General features: G+C 27.4%; 17 protein-coding genes and 4 tRNA genes. 13 read left to right on the top strand and 8 right to left on the bottom strand.

The annotated features are described in order from the left end of the window. Positions 1–90: 90 nt before the first annotated feature. The 7 genes from cysE to argC form a co-directional block, all read right to left on the bottom strand. Positions 91–912: a serine O-acetyltransferase gene (gene cysE / locus AB4W64_RS00285; RefSeq protein WP_367678070.1), complete on the bottom strand. Its 822-nt coding sequence runs from the start codon at positions 910–912 to the stop codon at positions 91–93. Between the two features lie 77 nt (positions 913–989). After that, positions 990–1,448, bottom strand: coding sequence for a protein-export chaperone SecB (secB, locus tag AB4W64_RS00280; RefSeq protein ID WP_367678069.1), 459 nt, complete (start codon positions 1,446–1,448; stop codon positions 990–992). Positions 1,449–1,552: 104 nt separating this feature from the next. Continuing rightward, positions 1,553–1,984: a rhodanese-like domain-containing protein gene (locus AB4W64_RS00275; RefSeq protein ID WP_367678068.1), complete on the bottom strand. Its 432-nt coding sequence runs from the start codon at positions 1,982–1,984 to the stop codon at positions 1,553–1,555. A gap of 131 nt (positions 1,985–2,115) precedes the next feature. Then, on the bottom strand, positions 2,116–3,495 hold the full coding sequence (gene argH / locus AB4W64_RS00270) for an argininosuccinate lyase (RefSeq protein WP_367678067.1): 1,380 nt from the start codon (positions 3,493–3,495) through the stop codon (positions 2,116–2,118). Positions 3,496–3,562: 67 nt separating this feature from the next. After that, positions 3,563–4,771 carry an argininosuccinate synthase gene (locus AB4W64_RS00265; RefSeq protein ID WP_367678066.1) on the bottom strand — a complete coding sequence of 403 codons (1,209 nt, stop codon included), beginning with the start codon at positions 4,769–4,771 and terminating at the stop codon, positions 3,563–3,565. Positions 4,772–4,798: 27 nt separating this feature from the next. Further along, positions 4,799–5,572 carry an acetylglutamate kinase gene (argB, locus tag AB4W64_RS00260; protein WP_367678065.1) on the bottom strand — a complete coding sequence of 258 codons (774 nt, stop codon included), beginning with the start codon at positions 5,570–5,572 and terminating at the stop codon, positions 4,799–4,801. A 20-nt stretch (positions 5,573–5,592) separates the two neighbouring features. Beyond that, positions 5,593–6,597: an N-acetyl-gamma-glutamyl-phosphate reductase gene (gene argC, locus AB4W64_RS00255; protein ID WP_367678064.1), complete on the bottom strand. Its 1,005-nt coding sequence runs from the start codon at positions 6,595–6,597 to the stop codon at positions 5,593–5,595. A gap of 153 nt (positions 6,598–6,750) precedes the next feature. Between argC and argE the strand changes: the two genes are divergently transcribed. After that, positions 6,751–7,896 carry an acetylornithine deacetylase gene (gene argE / locus AB4W64_RS00250; RefSeq protein WP_367678063.1) on the top strand — a complete coding sequence of 382 codons (1,146 nt, stop codon included), beginning with the start codon at positions 6,751–6,753 and terminating at the stop codon, positions 7,894–7,896. A 9-nt stretch (positions 7,897–7,905) separates the two neighbouring features. On the opposite strand, the gene metF is transcribed toward argE, so the two are convergent. Next, entirely contained in the window at positions 7,906–8,784 is an 879-nt protein-coding gene (gene metF, locus AB4W64_RS00245) for a methylenetetrahydrofolate reductase (protein ID WP_367678062.1), read from the bottom strand. A 128-nt stretch (positions 8,785–8,912) separates the two neighbouring features. On the opposite strand from metF, the gene murB reads away from it, so the two are divergent. The 12 genes from murB to rpoB all read left to right on the top strand — a co-directional run bounded on the left by murB (position 8,913) and on the right by rpoB (position 18,403). Next, positions 8,913–9,977 carry a UDP-N-acetylmuramate dehydrogenase gene (gene murB / locus AB4W64_RS00240; RefSeq protein ID WP_367678061.1) on the top strand — a complete coding sequence of 355 codons (1,065 nt, stop codon included), beginning with the start codon at positions 8,913–8,915 and terminating at the stop codon, positions 9,975–9,977. A gap of 191 nt (positions 9,978–10,168) precedes the next feature. Beyond that, positions 10,169–10,241 (top strand) — tRNA-Thr (locus AB4W64_RS00235). Positions 10,242–10,259: 18 nt separating this feature from the next. Then, positions 10,260–10,341 (top strand) — tRNA-Tyr (locus AB4W64_RS00230). A 27-nt stretch (positions 10,342–10,368) separates the two neighbouring features. After that, positions 10,369–10,440, top strand: a tRNA-Gly gene (locus AB4W64_RS00225). A 17-nt stretch (positions 10,441–10,457) separates the two neighbouring features. Next, positions 10,458–10,530, top strand: a tRNA-Thr gene (locus AB4W64_RS00220). Positions 10,531–10,851: 321 nt separating this feature from the next. After that, on the top strand, positions 10,852–11,235 hold the full coding sequence (gene secE / locus AB4W64_RS00215; protein WP_367678060.1) for a preprotein translocase subunit SecE: 384 nt from the start codon (positions 10,852–10,854) through the stop codon (positions 11,233–11,235). 2 nt (positions 11,236–11,237) lie between these two features. Next, positions 11,238–11,783, top strand: coding sequence for a transcription termination/antitermination protein NusG (gene nusG, locus AB4W64_RS00210; RefSeq protein WP_367678059.1), 546 nt, complete (start codon positions 11,238–11,240; stop codon positions 11,781–11,783). A 58-nt stretch (positions 11,784–11,841) separates the two neighbouring features. Continuing rightward, complete coding sequence (gene rplK, locus AB4W64_RS00205; protein WP_367678058.1) at positions 11,842–12,270, top strand: 50S ribosomal protein L11; 429 nt, start codon at positions 11,842–11,844, stop codon at positions 12,268–12,270. Between the two features lie 3 nt (positions 12,271–12,273). Continuing rightward, positions 12,274–12,969: a 50S ribosomal protein L1 gene (gene rplA, locus AB4W64_RS00200; RefSeq protein WP_367678057.1), complete on the top strand. Its 696-nt coding sequence runs from the start codon at positions 12,274–12,276 to the stop codon at positions 12,967–12,969. A 232-nt stretch (positions 12,970–13,201) separates the two neighbouring features. After that, on the top strand, positions 13,202–13,699 hold the full coding sequence (rplJ, locus tag AB4W64_RS00195) for a 50S ribosomal protein L10 (RefSeq protein WP_367678056.1): 498 nt from the start codon (positions 13,202–13,204) through the stop codon (positions 13,697–13,699). Between the two features lie 66 nt (positions 13,700–13,765). Further along, complete coding sequence (gene rplL, locus AB4W64_RS00190; protein ID WP_367678055.1) at positions 13,766–14,134, top strand: 50S ribosomal protein L7/L12; 369 nt, start codon at positions 13,766–13,768, stop codon at positions 14,132–14,134. 240 nt (positions 14,135–14,374) lie between these two features. Further along, complete coding sequence (rpoB, locus tag AB4W64_RS00185) at positions 14,375–18,403, top strand: DNA-directed RNA polymerase subunit beta (protein WP_367678054.1); 4,029 nt, start codon at positions 14,375–14,377, stop codon at positions 18,401–18,403. Positions 18,404–18,422: the final 19 nt, after the last annotated feature.

Below are 18,422 nucleotides of genomic sequence, written 5' to 3'. Positions count from 1 at the left end.
ATAAAATAAAACTTCTGTACTAGTATATCCAAATATGATATTTGTAAAAAACAGAAGTTTTTATTTTATATAAAATAAGTAATTACTTAATTAAATTCCATCTCCATATTGAAAGCTATTTATGTATGATACATTACTTTTTTCTTTAGAAGAATATTTTTTACTATCTAATTCATTAATAATTTTTGCTGGAACTCCAACTACTGTTACATATGCAGGAACATTTTTTAACACTATAGAACCGGCACCTATTTTCGCTCCTAAACCTACTTCAATATTTCCTAATATTTTTGCTCCAGCACCTATAATAACTCCTCTTCTAATAGTAGGATGTCTATTTTTACTACTGTTCTTACCAGTTCCACCTAAGGTAACTGAATGAAAAATAGAAACGTCATCTTCTATAATTACACCTTCTCCTATAACAATACCAGTCGCATGATCTAACATGACACCAGACCCAATACAAGCAGCAGGATGAATATCAACTGAAAAAACAGCAGAAATCCTACTTTGTAAGTATATAGAAAATGACGTTTTTTTCATGCTCCATAAATAATGACTTAATCTATAAGATTCTAATGCATGAAACCCTTTAAAGTATAACAAAGGTGTAAAATAATCTGTTACTACTGGATCTTTTTTTAATACAGCTTTCATGTCTTCAACTACAATATTTAATATAGAAGGATTATTTAAATATATATCATTAAAGATACTTTGCATTTTTTTTTCAGAAATCATAGATGTAGATAATTTATTTGCTAATATATAGCTTAAAGAATGGAATAAATTTTTATGTTTTAAAATACTATTTGTATAAAAATCTGATAAAATTGGTTCTTCATGTAACAAACAAGAAACTTTACAAACAATTTTATTCCATATTTTTGATGTTTCTGAAAAACACATAACTTATCTCCAAATAATATGTTTATAATTAAAAAAAATCATATTTTGTTGAATATAAAATTCAATGAATAGTTTTATCATTTATTTTTACATTCATTATTTTTTTTAAATTTTATATGATTATCATATATAGCATCGAAATTTATAGGAGCAAGATTCATCTGTGGAAAACTAGCATGAGATACTAAACTAGAGATACATTCACGAGCATAAGGAAATAAAATATTAGGACAATAAGAATATAAATAATAATTTAATATTTTTTCATTTGAGTCTAAAATAAAAAAAATACCAGCTTGATCTACATTACATAAAAACACTAAGCTCTCTTTAATTTTAACAACAATTTTTATTTGTAAAACAATTTCAAAAATATTTTGCTCTATTTTTTTAAAAAAAGTATTTAAATGAAATTTAACAATAGGTTTCCAATCTAGATAAAAAACGTTTGGTGTATTAGGAGCTTCAAAAGAAACATTTTTTATGTAAATACGTTGAATTTCAAAAGATTTTTTTTTTGTTTTTTTTTCTGACATAACACATCCATAAAATTAATAAACATTAATACATTAATAAAATGATATTTATATAGATAATAAATTTTATTAAAAAAACTGATAAAAATGATTTTTTATAATTATTAGTTTTTAACAACAAGTGGTAAATGATCTGAATTCCAACAATATATACCATTTTTTAAAATGTAAATATGATTAAAACCATGTTTGATAAATTCGTGAATACATTTATTATATTGATCTGTTTCATTAAATATAAGAATAATAGGAGAAGATTTATATAAATTATTTTCCTTAAAATATTTTAAGGAAAAATTTTTTAATGGTATATGAATAGAATTTATAATATGACCTTTTTGAAAAAGATCTAAAGAACGAGTATCAATGACAAGAGCATTATTTTTATTTATTAATTTTATTGCTTCTGTATTATTAATAAATTTAAATTTTAAACATAAATTCTTTATTATTAATAATATCGTTATTATTAGCAAAAAAAACCATATACTACTTAGTATGTAATGTTCACTAATAAAAAATATAATATCTTTCATAAATCATATGTCCTGTAAATTTAGAATTTAAATATTTTTTAATAAAGAAATTAACTGAGCATTTAAAAAAAATTAAATGCCAGTTAATAACTAATAAAAAAATAAAATATTTCTATATTAATATAAATATTTTAAGTAATATTTAATCTTTTTTTTGCTTGTATAATTTCTTGATATACTTGAAATGGTGCCACACCACCTTTAGATGATCTCTTTTCAAGACAAGACTCTAAAGTAATATGTTTGTATATATCATCTTCAATAAGATTACTATATATTTTAAATGTAGATAAATTTAACTCATTCAAAGATTTTTTTTCACTAATGGCACGAAGTACTAGTTGACCAGATATATCATGTGCTTCACGGAAAGTTAAACCTTTTTTAACTAAATAATCAGCAATTTCTGTCGCATTAGAATAACCTTTTTCTGCAGCTTCACGACAGTGTTTAGATTTGATTTTTATATTTTTTAAAATTAATATTGCTACGAGAAGGGAGTTGTTCCATGTTTTTATGGAATCAAATAAACCCTCTTTATCCTCTTGCATATCTTTATTATATGATAAAGGAAGAGACTTTAGCACAGCTAAAATAGAAGCCAAAGAACCGTAAACACGACCACACTTACCTCTAATGAGTTCTAATGCATCTGGATTTTTTTTTTGAGGCATTAAAGATGAACCTGATGTAACTAAATCAGATAATTCAATAAAATTTGCTTCTCCAGAATTGAAAAAAATTAAATCCTCCGAAAAACGAGACAAATGCATCATGCAAATAGAAGCAGATGATAAAAGTTCAATTACATAATCTCGATCAGAGACACTATCTAGTGCATTATTACTTGATGAATCAAATCCCATAGAAGAAGCTAATTCTTCTCGATTTATTTTCCATGCTGTTCCAGACAAAGCACCAGAACCTAAAGGACTTATGTTCAATCGCTTTAAAACATCTTTTAAACGACTTTCATCTCGTCTTAACATTTCTACATAAGCTAAGCACCAATATGCATAAGTAATAGGTTGAGCTCGTTGTAAATGAGTATATCCCGGCATAATCACATTATTATTAGATTCGGCACTTAAAATAAAATGTTTTTGTAACTTAACAATATTTTTTAGTATAATATGAATATTTTTTCTGCACCATAATTTTAAGTCAGTAGTAATTTGATCATTCCGACTACGACCCGTATGTAACTTTTTACCTAATTGTCCAATTTTTTTAATAAGATTTAATTCTACCCAGCTGTGAATATCTTCACAATCACTCGTAAGAATTTTTTCAGTATTATCTTTAATTTCTGTTAATAAAGAAAGAAGTGCTGATTCTATTTTTTTTTGCTCTTCTATTGTAATAATGTTGCTCTTCATTAAAGCTTTAGACCAAGCAATAGAAGCAACAATATCTTCTTCTGCTAAAACATGATCAAAAAATAAAGATGTATTGAATTGCTTAAATAGTTTATGAGACTCGTTAACGAATCGCCCACCCCAAAGTGCCATATTTTTTCTCTATAAAAAAACTACAAAATAATATTAATCCTATAGTTAATTACTATATTTTACAAAACTATTTTTTATTTTTTGCGCGTATTCTTGAAGAAAGAGAAAAAAGACGAATAAATCCATCAGCATCAGATTGTTTATAAACTTCATCTTTTCCAAAAGTAGCATATTCTGCAGAATATAATGCATTAGGAGAACGTTTTTGAACGGCAGTAGCGCTACCTTTGTATAATTTCAATATAACTTCTCCATTAATTTCAGATGACAATGAATCAGCAGCAGCTTGTAAAGATTCTCGTATAGGAGAAAACCAACGTCCGTCATAAACAACTAAAGACATTTCTAAGCCAATTTTTTCTCTCCATTGAAAACTTTCACGATCTAAAACTAATTGTTCAATTGCTTTTATAGCAGTTGTAATAATAGTTCCTCCAGGTGTTTCATAACAGCCTCTAGACTTAATTCCAATTAATCTATTTTCAATAATATCAACCCTACCAATAGCATGTTCAGAACCGATTTTATTCAATCGTTCTACACATTGTAATGGATTTAATTCTTGATTATTAATAGCAACTACGGAGCCTTTTCTTAATTTTAATGAAACATATTCAGCTTTTTCAGGAGCATGCTCAGGATCTACAGTCCAATTCCAACAATCTTCATTAGATTGATTCCAAGGATCTTCAAGTAACCCCCCTTCTGTTGAAATATGCCAAACATTTTCATCTTTACTATAGATTTTTTCTAATGTTGCTGTTGTTGAAATATTTCTTGCTTCTAAATATTTTAATAACGATTCTCTTGAATGTAGATTCCATTCTCTCCATGGAGCAATAACATGTAAATTAGGAGCTAATGCTGCATAAGACATTTCAAAACGCACCTGATCATTGCCTTTTCCAGTTGCACCATGACATAGTGAATCTGCTCCAATATTTAACGCAAGCTCAACCTGTTTTTTAGCAATAATAGGTCGAGCTAGTGCTGTTCCTAATAAATAAGTACCTTCATATAATGCACCAGTTTTTAAAATAGGATATACATAATTTTGAATAAATTCTTCTTTCAAATCAAAAACATGACAACTAGATGCACCTGAATTTAATGCTTTTTTTTCAATATCACACAAATCTTGTTTAGATTGTCCTATATCAGCAACAAAAGCAATAACTTCAACATTATAATTTTCTTTAAGCCATGGAATAATTGCTGAAGTATCTAAACCACCAGAATATGCTAAAACTACTTTATTAATTGTTCTTCTAATCATTTTTGAACCTATTAGGTTATAATACAATTATACAAAAACTCGGGTACCAATATTCATTCCATTAAATAATAATTCTAACGATTCTGTATTTTGCCAACTTGCTATATCTACAGGACGTTGTAAAATATATGCTGCTTCTAAAGCGGCGTTTACTTTAACAATCATACCATTAGTAATAATTCCCTGTGAAATTAATTGCTTAGCTTTTATACTATTAATTTCTGTAATTCTTTGTCCTTTTCCATCTAATATAGAGCTAATATCAGATAATAAAATTAAATTAGCTTGTAAAGTCGTTGCTAAAGCAGTAGCTGCTAAGTCAGCGTTTACATTCATTAATAAACCATCATTCGTAATACCTATAGAACTAATAATAGGTAATATACCGTCTTGACATAATTTTGTTAAAAATAATGGTGATCCCGGTTTAGCTTTACCTACATGCCCTAAATCTTGATCTAGTATTTCTACATCAACACTCTTACCATCCGCTAAACATAATCCAACAGCGTTAATGTTATGTTTTAATGCCCATGCAAGAAGAGTTTTATTAGCAGTTCCAGCCAACGCTCCTGTAATAATATTAATATGTTCATAAGGAGTAATACGTAAACCATTTTTTTTTTGAACTGGCAAAGAAAGTTGAGTCATTAAATCGTCAATTAAACGACCTCCTCCATGAATAATTAATATATGACGTTTATAAGATTTTCTATAATCAACTAATGCTTTAAACAAACGCATCATAGCATCATCGCTTTCTAAAAGAACACCACCTAATTTAATAACTAAAGGATTCATTATAAATATCTCATGATTAATTAAATAATTGACTCTGTTTCAGAAAAACCAAAACGAATGTTAAAACATTGTACTGCTTGTGCTGCAGCTCCTTTTAATAAATTATCTTCAGCAGCAACAATTACAACATAATTATCTTTAATAACAAAACCAATATCACAAAATGGCATTTTTTCAACTGTTTTTATACTAGGTAAATATTTATTATAAATACGAATTAACGGTTTATTTTTATAAAATTTATTGAAAATATTATATAAATCAACTTCGTTGATATTATTTTTTAATTTACATGTAATAGTAGCAATTATTCCACGATGAAAAGCTCCTAAATGCGGAATAAAGATCACTGGGATACCTAAATTTTCTATAATTTCAGGAGTATGACGATGAGTGAAAATATTATATGGTTGCAGACTAACTTGACAAAAACTATTAGTAATGTTCACTTTTCTACCAGCACCACTGACACCACTAATAGCATTAACAATTGGTATATTTTTACTACAAAGAATGCTTTCTTCTACAAGAGGTCTTAATGCTAACTGAACACATGTTGCATAGCATCCAGGAACTGCAATTAACTGCGCTTTCTTTATTTTTTCTTCTTGCCATTCTGCTAGTCCATAAACAGATTTTTCTAAAATAGTTTTATTTTGATGAGTAAATCCGTAATAATGTGAATAAATTTTATTATCTTTCATTCTATATGCAGCTGAAAGATCAAATACAACACAACCAGAAGATAAAAAAAATGGAACAATATCACAACTGACATTATGATCTGTAGCTAAAAAAACAACATCAATATCTTTAGAAACTAAAGTATAATCATGTATAGATTCAAATCTTAAATTTATAATATCTGTAAACTGCTGATGAACATCAGAAAACATTTTACCTGCATCTAAACTATTTTTTGAGACACATATTTTTTTTATGTTAGCAAATACATGACGATACATGTAATTTACTAATTCTGCACCAGCATATCCGCTAGCGCCAATAATTAATACATTTAACATAAAATAAACAAACCTTAAATAAACAAAGACTACGTATAAAAATGAAATATTTTATAATAAAAATATATTTCATATTATTAATATTGATAAATTATTTATTTATGAATAAAATATTTTTAACATTAATTAGAGCAGATATTAATAAAATATTATATGAAAAGAAAAATACCTCCTTTTATGGAAATATATAAATCATTAATCAAAATTCCTACTATCAGTAGCACTAATAAATCAATAGATCAAAGTAATAAAAATTTTATTGATTTACTGTCTAATTATTTATCTGACTTAAAATTTTCAATAAAAATTGATCAAATTCCAAATACTAATAAGTTCAACATGCTCGCTTGCATGGGTACAGGATGTGGAGGATTACTGCTGTCTGGACACTCAGATACGGTTGATTTTGATGAAAATACATGGACAAAAGACCCTTTTATTTTAACTGAAAGCAACAATAAATTTTATGGATTAGGAACAGTAGATATGAAAGGTTTTTTTGCTTGTATACTAGAGGTATTATCTTCTATAAACAAAAAAAAAATAAAAAAACCAATCTATATTCTTTCCACTGCTAACGAAGAAACAGATATGTCTGGAGCTAAATACTTTATAGAATCTAATATTATTCAACCAGATTGTATAATCATTGGAGAACCTACATCTTTAGAATTAATCAATGCACATAAAGGACATGTATCTTACTCTATTGAAGTGATTGGAAGAACCGGGCATTCTAGCAATCCTGATGATGGTATTAATAGTATTGAAATTATGCATCATATTATTGAATATTTAATAGATTTTAAAAAATATCTAAAAAAAAAATATCAACATAAAAAATTTTCTATTCCATATCCAACTGTGAATTTATCTTCTATACATGGAGGTGATGCAATTAATCGGATCTGTTCTTTATGTACGTTAAATTTTGAAATACGACCTATACCAGGATTGACTTTAACACAAATTGAAATTTTAATTCAAGAAAAGTTACAATCTATAATACTAAAATGGTCTAGTCGCATCGTTATAAAAAAACTTTTTTCTGCAGTTCCTGCTTTTGAATGCTCTCATAAAAACAATACTTTAAAAAAAATAGAAACATTATGTAAATTAAATAGTAAAACAGTTAATTATTGTACTGAAGCACCTTTTTTTGAAAAAATTGCACCTACTTTAATACTAGGACCAGGTTCTATTGCACAAGCTCATCAGTCAGATGAATATTTAGATTCTTTTTTTATTGAACCCACTAAAAATATTTTAAATAAATTATTATATCAATTTTGTTATTAAAATAATTTTCTATAACCCTAGCATATGACAAACAGAATAAACGATATCAGATTGATTTAAGGTATAAAAATGAAAGTTTTGAACTCCTTCAGAAGATAAATTTTTCACCATATCTATCAATATGCTAGAACCTATAATTTTTTGAACAGTTATATTACTAGATAATCCATCAAACATTTCAAACATCCATTTAGGAATATCAACATTAGTCATTTTTGCAAAACGTTGTAATTGCTGAAAATTATAAACCGGTAAAATACCTGGTATAATTTCAACATTTATATCATTTTTAATACAATTTTCACGAAAACGAAGATAACTTTCAATATTAAAGAAAAACTGAGTGATTGCTCTATTTGCACCTGCATCAATTTTCTTTTTTAAGCTAATAATATCTGATTTAGAATTTTTTGATTCAGGATGCAATTCAGGATAAGCCGCCACAGAAATATCAAAATTGGCAATTTTTTTTAATAAAACAACTAAATCTAAAGCATACATTTTATGATTATAATTTTTTTCTAATGTATCACCTCTCAATGCTACAATGCTTTTAATACCATTATTCCAATAATCTTGTCCAATTTTTTTTAATTCATCAGGTGTAGAATCAATGCAAGTTAAATGAGCTGCTGTAATCACTCCTGTTTTTTTTTGTATTTTTTTTACAATGTCATATGTTTTTAGACGTTCACCGCTATTTGCACCATAAGTAACAGAAAAAAATTTTGGTTTTAATTTACTAAGACATTCAACTGAAGACCAGAGGTTTTTTTCTAAATTAATAGTTTTAGGAGGGAAAAATTCAAAAGAACAATTTATACTCCGACACATATTTTCTTTTTTTTGACATATAATGTCTTGATGATATTTATAAAAATTTTTCATTATTCTAACTCCATTAAAAAGATATGTATCTATATTATTGAAAACTAATTTAATATTGCTATATAATTAAAAAAGTCTATTTATTAAGTGAATAACTACATAATATTATTATTTAATTTTAAATTTATATGCACAAAAAAAAATATTTTTTTAATCAATCATTGAAAAATTTAAACACATTTAGAATTGACGTAACAGCAAAAAAAATTATTTTTATTACTACAATTACATCATTGATTTATATATTACAGACTTGCAAGCTATCTCGTATACCTTATATTATTTTAGGAGAAGGAAGTAACGTACTTTTTTTAAAAAATTATATCGGAATAATTATTATTAATCGAATTAAAGGTATTAAAATTATAGAACAAAAAAATGCTTGGTTACTTCATGTTCATTCAGGAGAAAAATGGCATAATTTAGTAAAATACACATTAAATTTAGGCATTCTAGGATTAGAAAATTTAGCATTAATTCCTGGTTGCATCGGATCAGCAGCAATTCAAAATATTGGTGCTTATGGTTTAGAATTTAAAGATTTATGTCAATATGTTGATGTCATATCTTTCAAGAAAAGTATTACTTATACTAATCCAAGTACTAAAAGAATCTATTCACATTCATGCAATTTTTCTTATCGAAATAGTATCTTTAAAGATCCATGTCACTCAGAATCCGCTATTATTGCTGTTGGTATAAAAATATCAAAAAAATGGCACCCCATTATATTTCCTTCATTAAAAAATTATATTCAACCTAAATGTATCACCGCACATAAAATTTTTAATATAATATGTAAAATAAGAATTAAAAAATTACCTGATCCTAAAAAAATAGGAAATGCTGGAAGTTTTTTTAAAAATCCTATTATTACACAACAACACGCAAAAAAATTAATATCTTTATACAATCTTCCACATTATCCTCAATTAAAAGGTTTGGTAAAAATTTCTGGAGGGTGGCTAATTGAAAATTCTAAATACAAAAATATTAAAATTGGTGATGCTGCTATACATGATAAAAATAAACTTATATTAATTAATATAAACAGAGCTACTTCTCAAGAAATTTTACAAATAGCAAAAATAATACATGCACATATTTTAAAAAAATTTCATATATGGTTAGAGCCAGAAGTAGATTTTATCGGATCACAAAAAAAAATAAAAGCATCAGATATTTTTACATAATATAATAAAAATTATACTAATTTTTTTAACAAAAAAAAAATATTACTGTAAGTAATAGATAAAAAACTAAAAAAAATCATTAAATTTCTTTAATAAAAACTTGCAATGTAAATGAAAAATTATATAATATAGTTTCTTTAAAATTAATCCTTACAATATTTCTTGTTTTTAATTAAATAAAAATAAAAAATGCCGGCTTAGCTCAGCAGGTAGAGCAACTGACTTGTAATCAGTAGGTCACCAGTTCGATTCCGGTAGCCGGCATAAACATATATTCTTTAAGGTGGGGTTCCCGAGCGGCCAAAGGGAGCAGACTGTAAATCTGCCGTCATAGACTTCGAAGGTTCGAATCCTTCTCCCACCAATTTAAAAAACGAAAATATTATAAAATGCGGACATCGTATAATGGCTATTACCTCAGCCTTCCAAGCTGATGACGCGGGTTCAATTCCCGCTGTCCGCTAAAATATAAATAAAATTGCTGATATGGCTCAGTAGGTAGAGCACACCCTTGGTAAGGGTGAGGTCCCCAGTTCAATTCTGGGTATCAGCATATATTTATTTTATTAGAAACAGAACGAACCTACCGTATTTTCTTTTAATATTTATTTTACTTTATATTTTTTAAAAAAATTTTCGTAAAATCATTTATTATCAATCTCACCTTTTATTTTTAAATAATTCTAAATTTACTTAAAAAACTTTAGATCTATTTTCAAAAATAGAATTTAATTTATTTTTTTATTTTTTTATTAAAAATAAGATTAAAATATCTTTCCATTCAAAATGGAACTTTTATGCATAAATTAAGAAGAATAAATATTTAGTATATAACATATTTTTTCTATATTATTTTATAATTTTAGGAGAAACTATGAGAAAAAATACCCATAATCAAAACGAATCTAAAATTTTAGAAAAAATAAAATGGTTATCTGCATCTATATTATTTATTCTATCATTTTTCATGAACTATTATCTTTATAAAACAAACTTATTAATTCGTATATTTGTTATATCTTTTTTATTTATCTGTGCTCTTGGAATCTCGTTATGTACAAAAAAAGGAAAAAATCTATTTTCGTATATACAAATGTCAAAAAAAGAAATGCAAAAAATAATATGGCCTGAATACAAAGAAACTTTGTATACTACATTCATCGTTATTTCTGTAACCGTTATTATATCTTTTATTTTATGGAGTTTGGATAATATTATATTCCGTTTAATAACATTTGTGATTAGTTTAAGGTTCTAAAAATGCATGATAGTCAAAAAAAAAAATGGTATGTATTACAAGCTTTTTCTGGATTTGAAAGTCGCGTAGCACAATCAATACGAGAACATGTCAAATTAAATAAAATGGAAAGTTTATTTGGAGAAGTTATGGTTCCTTCTCAAGAAGTTGTTGAAATACGAGGTGGACAACGTAGAAAAAGTGAATATAAGTTTTTTCCTGGATATGTTTTAATCCAAATGATTATGACAGATTCTACGTGGCATTTAATTAGAAATGTTCCTAGAGTATTAGGATTTATAGGAGGAAAATCAGATAAACCCTCACCTATTAGTGATAAAGAAGTAGAAATTATTATTAATAGACTACGTCAAATTGGGGATAAACCGAGACCTAAAACTTTATTTGAACCTGGAGAAATGATACGTGTAAATGATGGTCCTTTTTCAGATTTTAATGGTGTTGTAGAAGAAGTAGATTATGAAAAAAGCAGATTGAAGGTATCTGTATCAATTTTTGGAAGATCTACTCCTGTAGAACTGGATTTTAGACAAGTTGAAAAAAACTAAAATATCTTTTTAACTATGAAGATAACAATAATTTATATATTATTTAGAGAATAAAAGAATGGCTAAAAAAATACAATCTTATATTAAACTTCAAGTATCAGCAGGTACAGCTAATCCTAGTCCACCAATTGGACCTGCATTAGGTCAGAAAGGCGTGAATATTATGGAATTTTGTAAATTATTCAATAAAAAAACAGAAAATATAGAGAAAGGATTACCTATACCAGTAATTATCACTGTTTATTCTGATCGTTCATTTACATTTGTTACAAAAACACCTCCAGCTTCTATTTTATTGAAAAAATTGTCCAATATAAAAAAAGGTTCTAGTAAAACAAAAATAGAACAAATAGGAACCATAAATCGTTCACAAATTAAAGAAATAGCAACAATTAAAAACAAAGATATGACAGGATCTAGTATTGAAAGCATGATGAGTTCTATTGAAGGTACCGCTAAATCTATGGGTTTAACAATCGAGGACTAATGAATGACTAAAATCGCTAAACGCATCAAAAACATTAAAAATAATATCAATTTTGAAAAATTATATAATATTGATGAATTAATAGTTTTATTAAAAAAATCATCTAAAGTAAAATTTGATGAAAGTATCGATATTTCTATTAATCTAGGAATAAATTCCAAAAAATCAGATCAAAATATTCGAGGTTCAACAGTCTTGCCAAATGGTATTGGAAAATTTGTTAAAGTAGCTGTATTTACTCAAGGTGATAATGTTGAAATAGCTAAAAAAGCGGGTGCAGAATTAATAGGTATGGAAGATTTAGCTGAAAAAATAAAAAAAGAAGGCATCGATTTTAATGTTGTTATTGCTTCTCCTGATGCCATGAAAATAGTAACACAGTTAGGACAAATATTAGGACCTCGTGGTCTAATGCCTAATCCTAAATTAGGTACAATAACAACAAATATTGCTGAAGCTATTAAGAATGCGAAAACCGGACAAGTTCGTTATCGTAATGACAAATATGGTATTGTTCATTCGACAATTGGTCGAATTAGTTTTGATAAAAATCAAATTAAAGAAAATTTTAATGCGTTTGTAGAATCTATAAAAAAATCAAAACCTCCTCAATCGAAGGGAATATATATAAAAAAAATAGTATTATCAACAACTATGGGTATAGGATTAATGGTTGATCAATCTAGTTTAACGATTTAATCAAATGATTTCTTCTTTACGATACAAAAAAAATTATCTATAATGGTATCCCCATTTTTTAATCAGTAATAAAAAATATTTCTAATACTATTAAATTGATTACTTTAAGAAAATTGTTTCTTAATCATCATATGATAACACCAACATGATTCTTTTTTAAAAAAATTATCATTATTAAGTTTTTAATATAAAGTAATTATAAATCATTTCTCTCTAGAGGAGAATCCGATAAATGGCATTAAATCTTAATGAAAAAAAAATAATTGTTTCAAAAATCAATAAAATATCAAATATAGCACTATCAGCTGTAACTGCAGATTCTCAAGGTGTTTCAGTAAATAAAATAAATCAATTACGAAAATCTGGACGTCAAATTGGAGTAAAAATGAGTATTGTACGAAATACTCTACTGTCTTTAGCGATTAAAAATACTAGTTTTGAATGTTTAAAAAAAAAAATAAAAGGTTCTACTTTTATCGCTTATTCTATGACACATCCAGGAAGTGGTGCTAGATTATTTAAAGAATTTTCAAAAGAGAATACACATTTTAAAATTACAGGAGCCGCTTTTGAAGGAAAATTACTCTCTATTGTAGAAATCGACCAACTAGCAAATATGCCTACTTATGAAGAAGCAATCATAAAACTTTTATTCATATTAAAAATGTCAGCTGCTGGGAAACTTATTTATACATTATCTGCTATAAAAAAGAAAAAAGAAACCGCTTAAAGATTATTATTTTTGATGTATTAATCGCATCTAAAATAATTCTAATTCTTATTAGGAATTATTGTTATGTCTATTACTAAAGAACAAATCTTAAACGCTATATCAGAGATGTCGGTTATAAATGTTGTAGATCTTATTTCTGCAATGGAAGAAAAATTTGGAGTTTCTGCTAATATGTCAATGAACTCTAATAACAATCATGAAAAAGATTTACATGAAGAAAAAACAGAATTTGATGTTTTTTTAAAAGTTATTGGACCAAATAAAGTATCAGTTATCAAAACTGTACGTAGTGCAACTGGACTAGGGCTAAAAGAAGCTAAAGACTTAGTAGAATCAGCTCCAACGGTTTTAAAAGAAAATATTAGTAAAGAAGATGCAGAATCACTCAAAAAAACATTGGAAGATGTTGGTGCAGAAATAGAAATTAAATGATAAAACATTAGACATTATAATTTAATTCATTTTCAAGCACGGCTGGTGATTTTAATTCACCAGCCTTTTTGATTGACACTAAATGCAACTTATTTTACAAAAAACATTTCATCATAGGGTTAATAATAGTAATTATAAAAACAATCAAAAAAAATTCTCTAAAAAACATTAAAAATATCTCCCCCTTCAGATAAAAGATAAATTTATTTTAACTTATCTATCAGCGAGCTTAGGAACCCTATGGTTTACTCTTATACTGAAAAAAAACGTATTCGTAAAGATTTTGGCAAACGTCCGCAAGTTTTAGATATACCATATCTTCTTTCAATTCAACTAGATTCTTTTAAAAAATTTATTGAACCAGATTTAGAAGGTCAACACGGATTAGAAGCAGCCTTTCGTTCTGTCTTTCCAATTCAAAGTTACAACGGAAATTCTGAACTTCAATATGTTAGTTATCGTTTAGGAGAAGCAATATTTGACGTAAAAGAATGTCAAATAAGAGGTGCAACTTATTCCGCACCGTTAAGAGTAAAACTACGCCTTATTATCTATGAACGAGACACGTTAGAAGCTAATGTTAAAGATATAAAAGAACAAGAAGTTTATATGGGCGAAATTCCATTAATGACTAATAATGGAACATTTATAATAAATGGAACAGAAAGAGTTGTTGTTTCTCAGTTACACCGTAGTCCTGGTGTTTTTTTTGATAGTGATAAAGGTAAAACACATTCTTCAGGAAAAGTGCTTTATAATGCACGCATTATTCCTTATAGAGGGTCTTGGTTAGATTTTGAATTTGATCCAAAAGATAATTTATTTGTTAGAATTGATAGACGTAGAAAACTACCAGTAAGTATTATTTTACGAGCTCTTAATTATAATACAGAAGAAATACTAAATCTATTTTTTGAAAAAAATATTTTTCATATAGAAAAAAATAAAATCCAATTAGAATTAGTTCCGGAAAGACTAAGAGGTGAAACAGCATCTTTTGATATTCAAAAAGATGGGAAAATATATATAGAAAAAGGTCGTCGTATTACTGCTAGACATATTCAAGAACTAAAAAATCATCAAATTAAATCTATCACTGTTCCAATAGAATATATTTTAGGAAGAATTATATCTAAAAATTATTTTGATCAAAAAACAGGTGAAATAGTTGTTTTTGCTAATACTGAATTATCTTTAGAAATATTAGAAAAATTACAAAAATCAGGTTTCAATGTTATTGAAACGCTATTTACTAATGATTTAGATCATGGTCCATACATATCAGAAACACTACGTATAGATTCTGCTCATGATCGCACGAGTGCTTTAATAGAAATATACCGAGTTATGAGGCCTGGTGAACCTCCTACTAAAGAAGCAACGGAAAATTTGTTTGAAAATTTATTTTTTTGTGAAGATCGATATGATTTATCTGCTGTTGGTAGAATGAAATTCAACAGATCTCTTTTACGTCAAGAAATTGAAGGATCATCTACTTTGAATAAAGAAGATATAATTGACGTCATAAAAAAAATAATTGATATCCGCAATGGAAAGGGAGAAATAGATGATATTGATCATTTAGGTAATAGACGTATTAGATCAGTAGGAGAAATGGCAGAAAATCAATTTAGAATCGGTTTAGTAAGAGTAGAAAGAGCAGTAAAAGAAAGGTTATCTATTGGTGATTTAGATACAATTATGCCACAAGATATGATCAATGCTAAACCAATATCAGCTGCAGTTAAAGAATTTTTTGGATCTAGTCAATTATCTCAATTTATGGATCAAAATAATCCTTTATCAGAAATCACGCATAAAAGACGCATTTCGGCGTTAGGACTAGGTGGTTTAACTAGAGAAAGAGCTGGATTTGAAGTTAGAGATGTTCACCCCACACACTACGGAAGAGTATGCCCTATAGAAACACCAGAAGGACCAAACATTGGATTAATTAATTCTTTATCTGTGTATGCTCAAACTAATGCATACGGATTTTTAGAAACACCTTATAGAAAAGTACGAAATGGATTAGTTACTAAAGAAATTAATTATTTATCTGCTATAGAGGAAGGTAATTATATCATCGCTCAAGCAAATACTAATATTGATAAAAATGGATTTTTTACTGATGACTTAGTAACTTGCCGACATAAAGGTGAATCTAGCTTATTCAATCGTAATCAAGTTAATTACATGGATGTTTCTACTCAACAAATTGTATCTGTCGGTGCATCTTTGATACCTTTTCTTGAACATGACGATGCGAATAGAGCATTAATGGGTGCGAATATGCAACGTCAAGCAGTTCCTACTCTTAAAGCAGATAAACCTTTAGTAGGAACCGGAATGGAAAGAGCAGTAGCAGTGGATTCAGGCGTTACAGCTGTAGCAAAAAGAAGTGGTTTTATTCAATATGTAGATGCCTCTCGTATTGTTGTGAAAGTTGACGAAAAAGAAATGCATTCTGAAGAAGCTGGAATAGATATTTATAATTTAACTAAATATACTCGCTCCAATCAAAACACTTGTATTAATCAACAACCTTGCGTTAACTTAGGTGAAAAAATTAAAAAAGGTGATGTTTTAGCTGATGGACCATCTACTGATTTAGGAGAACTCGCATTAGGACAAAACATGCGAGTAGCCTTTATGCCTTGGAATGGATATAATTTTGAAGATTCTATCTTAGTATCAGAAAGAATTGTTCAAGAAGATCGTTTTACTACTATCCATATTCAAGAACTATCATGTATATCTCGAGATACTAAATTAGGACCAGAAGAAATTAGTTCAGATATACCTAATGTAGGAGAAGCAGCATTATCTAAACTAGATGAATCAGGAATTGTATATATTGGAGCTGAAGTCACTGGAGGTGATATCTTAGTAGGGAAAGTAACGCCCAAAGGAGAAACGCAATTAACACCTGAAGAAAAACTACTACGAGCTATTTTTGGTGAAAAAGCATCAGATGTAAAAGATTCTTCACTACGAGTGCCTAATGGAGTCTTAGGAACAGTAATCGATGTACAAATATTTACAAGAGATGGTGTAAAAAAAGATAAAAGAGCTTTAGAAATTGAAGAGATGCAACTTAAAAAAGCAAAAAAAGACTTGACAGAAGAATTTAAAATATTCGAATCTAGTCTATTCGTTCATATTAAAAAAATTCTTCTGTCTTTTGATATTAAGATAGAAAAACTTAATCAATTATCTTGTGAAAAATGGTTTTCAATAGAAATAAAAGAAAAAGATAAACAAAAAGAAATAGAAAAACTTGCAAAACAACATAGAGAATTAAAAGAAGAATTTAATAAAAAAATTGAAATAAAACGTAGGAAAATAACACAAGGTGATGATCTTGCTCCAGGTGTTTTAAAAATAGTAAAAGTATACTTAGCAGTAAAACGTCAAATTCAACCTGGTGATAAAATGGCGGGACGACATGGAAATAAAGGAGTAATTTCTAAAATTAATCCAATTGAAGATATGCCTTATGATGAAAATGGTATACCAGTCGATGTTGTGTTGAATCCCTTAGGTGTTCCTTCTCGTATGAATATTGGACAAATATTAGAAACGCATTTAGGAATGGCTGCTAAAGGTATTGGTAATAAAATTAATAATATGTTAAAAAAACAAGAAAAAATATCTAATTTAAGAAATTTTATTCAAAAAGCCTTTGATTTAGGAGACAATTTACGTCAAAAAATAGATTTAGAAACTTTTTCTAATGAAGAAATATTACGTTTAGCAAACAATTTAAAAAATGGCATGCCTATCGCCACTCCTGTATTTGATGGTGCACAAGAAAATGAAATAAAAAAACTTTTGGAATTTGCAGATTTACCTACTTCTGGACAAATTACACTATTTGACGGAAGAACAGGAGAAAAATTTGAAAGACCAGTCACAGTTGGTTATATGTATATGTTGAAATTAAATCATCTAGTAGATGATAAAATGCACGCTCGCTCTACTGGTTCTTATAGCTTAGTTACTCAACAACCATTAGGTGGAAAGGCTCAGTTTGGTGGACAACGTTTTGGTGAAATGGAAGTTTGGGCGCTAGAAGCATATGGAGCATCTTATACGCTACAAGAAATGTTAACCGTAAAATCTGATGACGTCAATGGAAGAACTAAAATGTATAAAAATATTGTAGACGGTAATCATCAAATGGAACCTGGTATGCCAGAATCGTTTAATGTGTTATTAAAAGAAATTCGTTCGTTAGGTATTAATATTGAATTAGAAAGCGAATAATATAATAACACTATTCTAA

Source organism: Buchnera aphidicola (Brachycaudus tragopogonis) (genome assembly GCF_964059175.1).
Lineage (GTDB): Bacteria > Pseudomonadota > Gammaproteobacteria > Enterobacterales > Enterobacteriaceae > Buchnera > Buchnera aphidicola_BM.
Note: the sequence above shows the minus strand (reverse complement) of the source record. Positions and strands in the feature narration are given on the sequence as shown.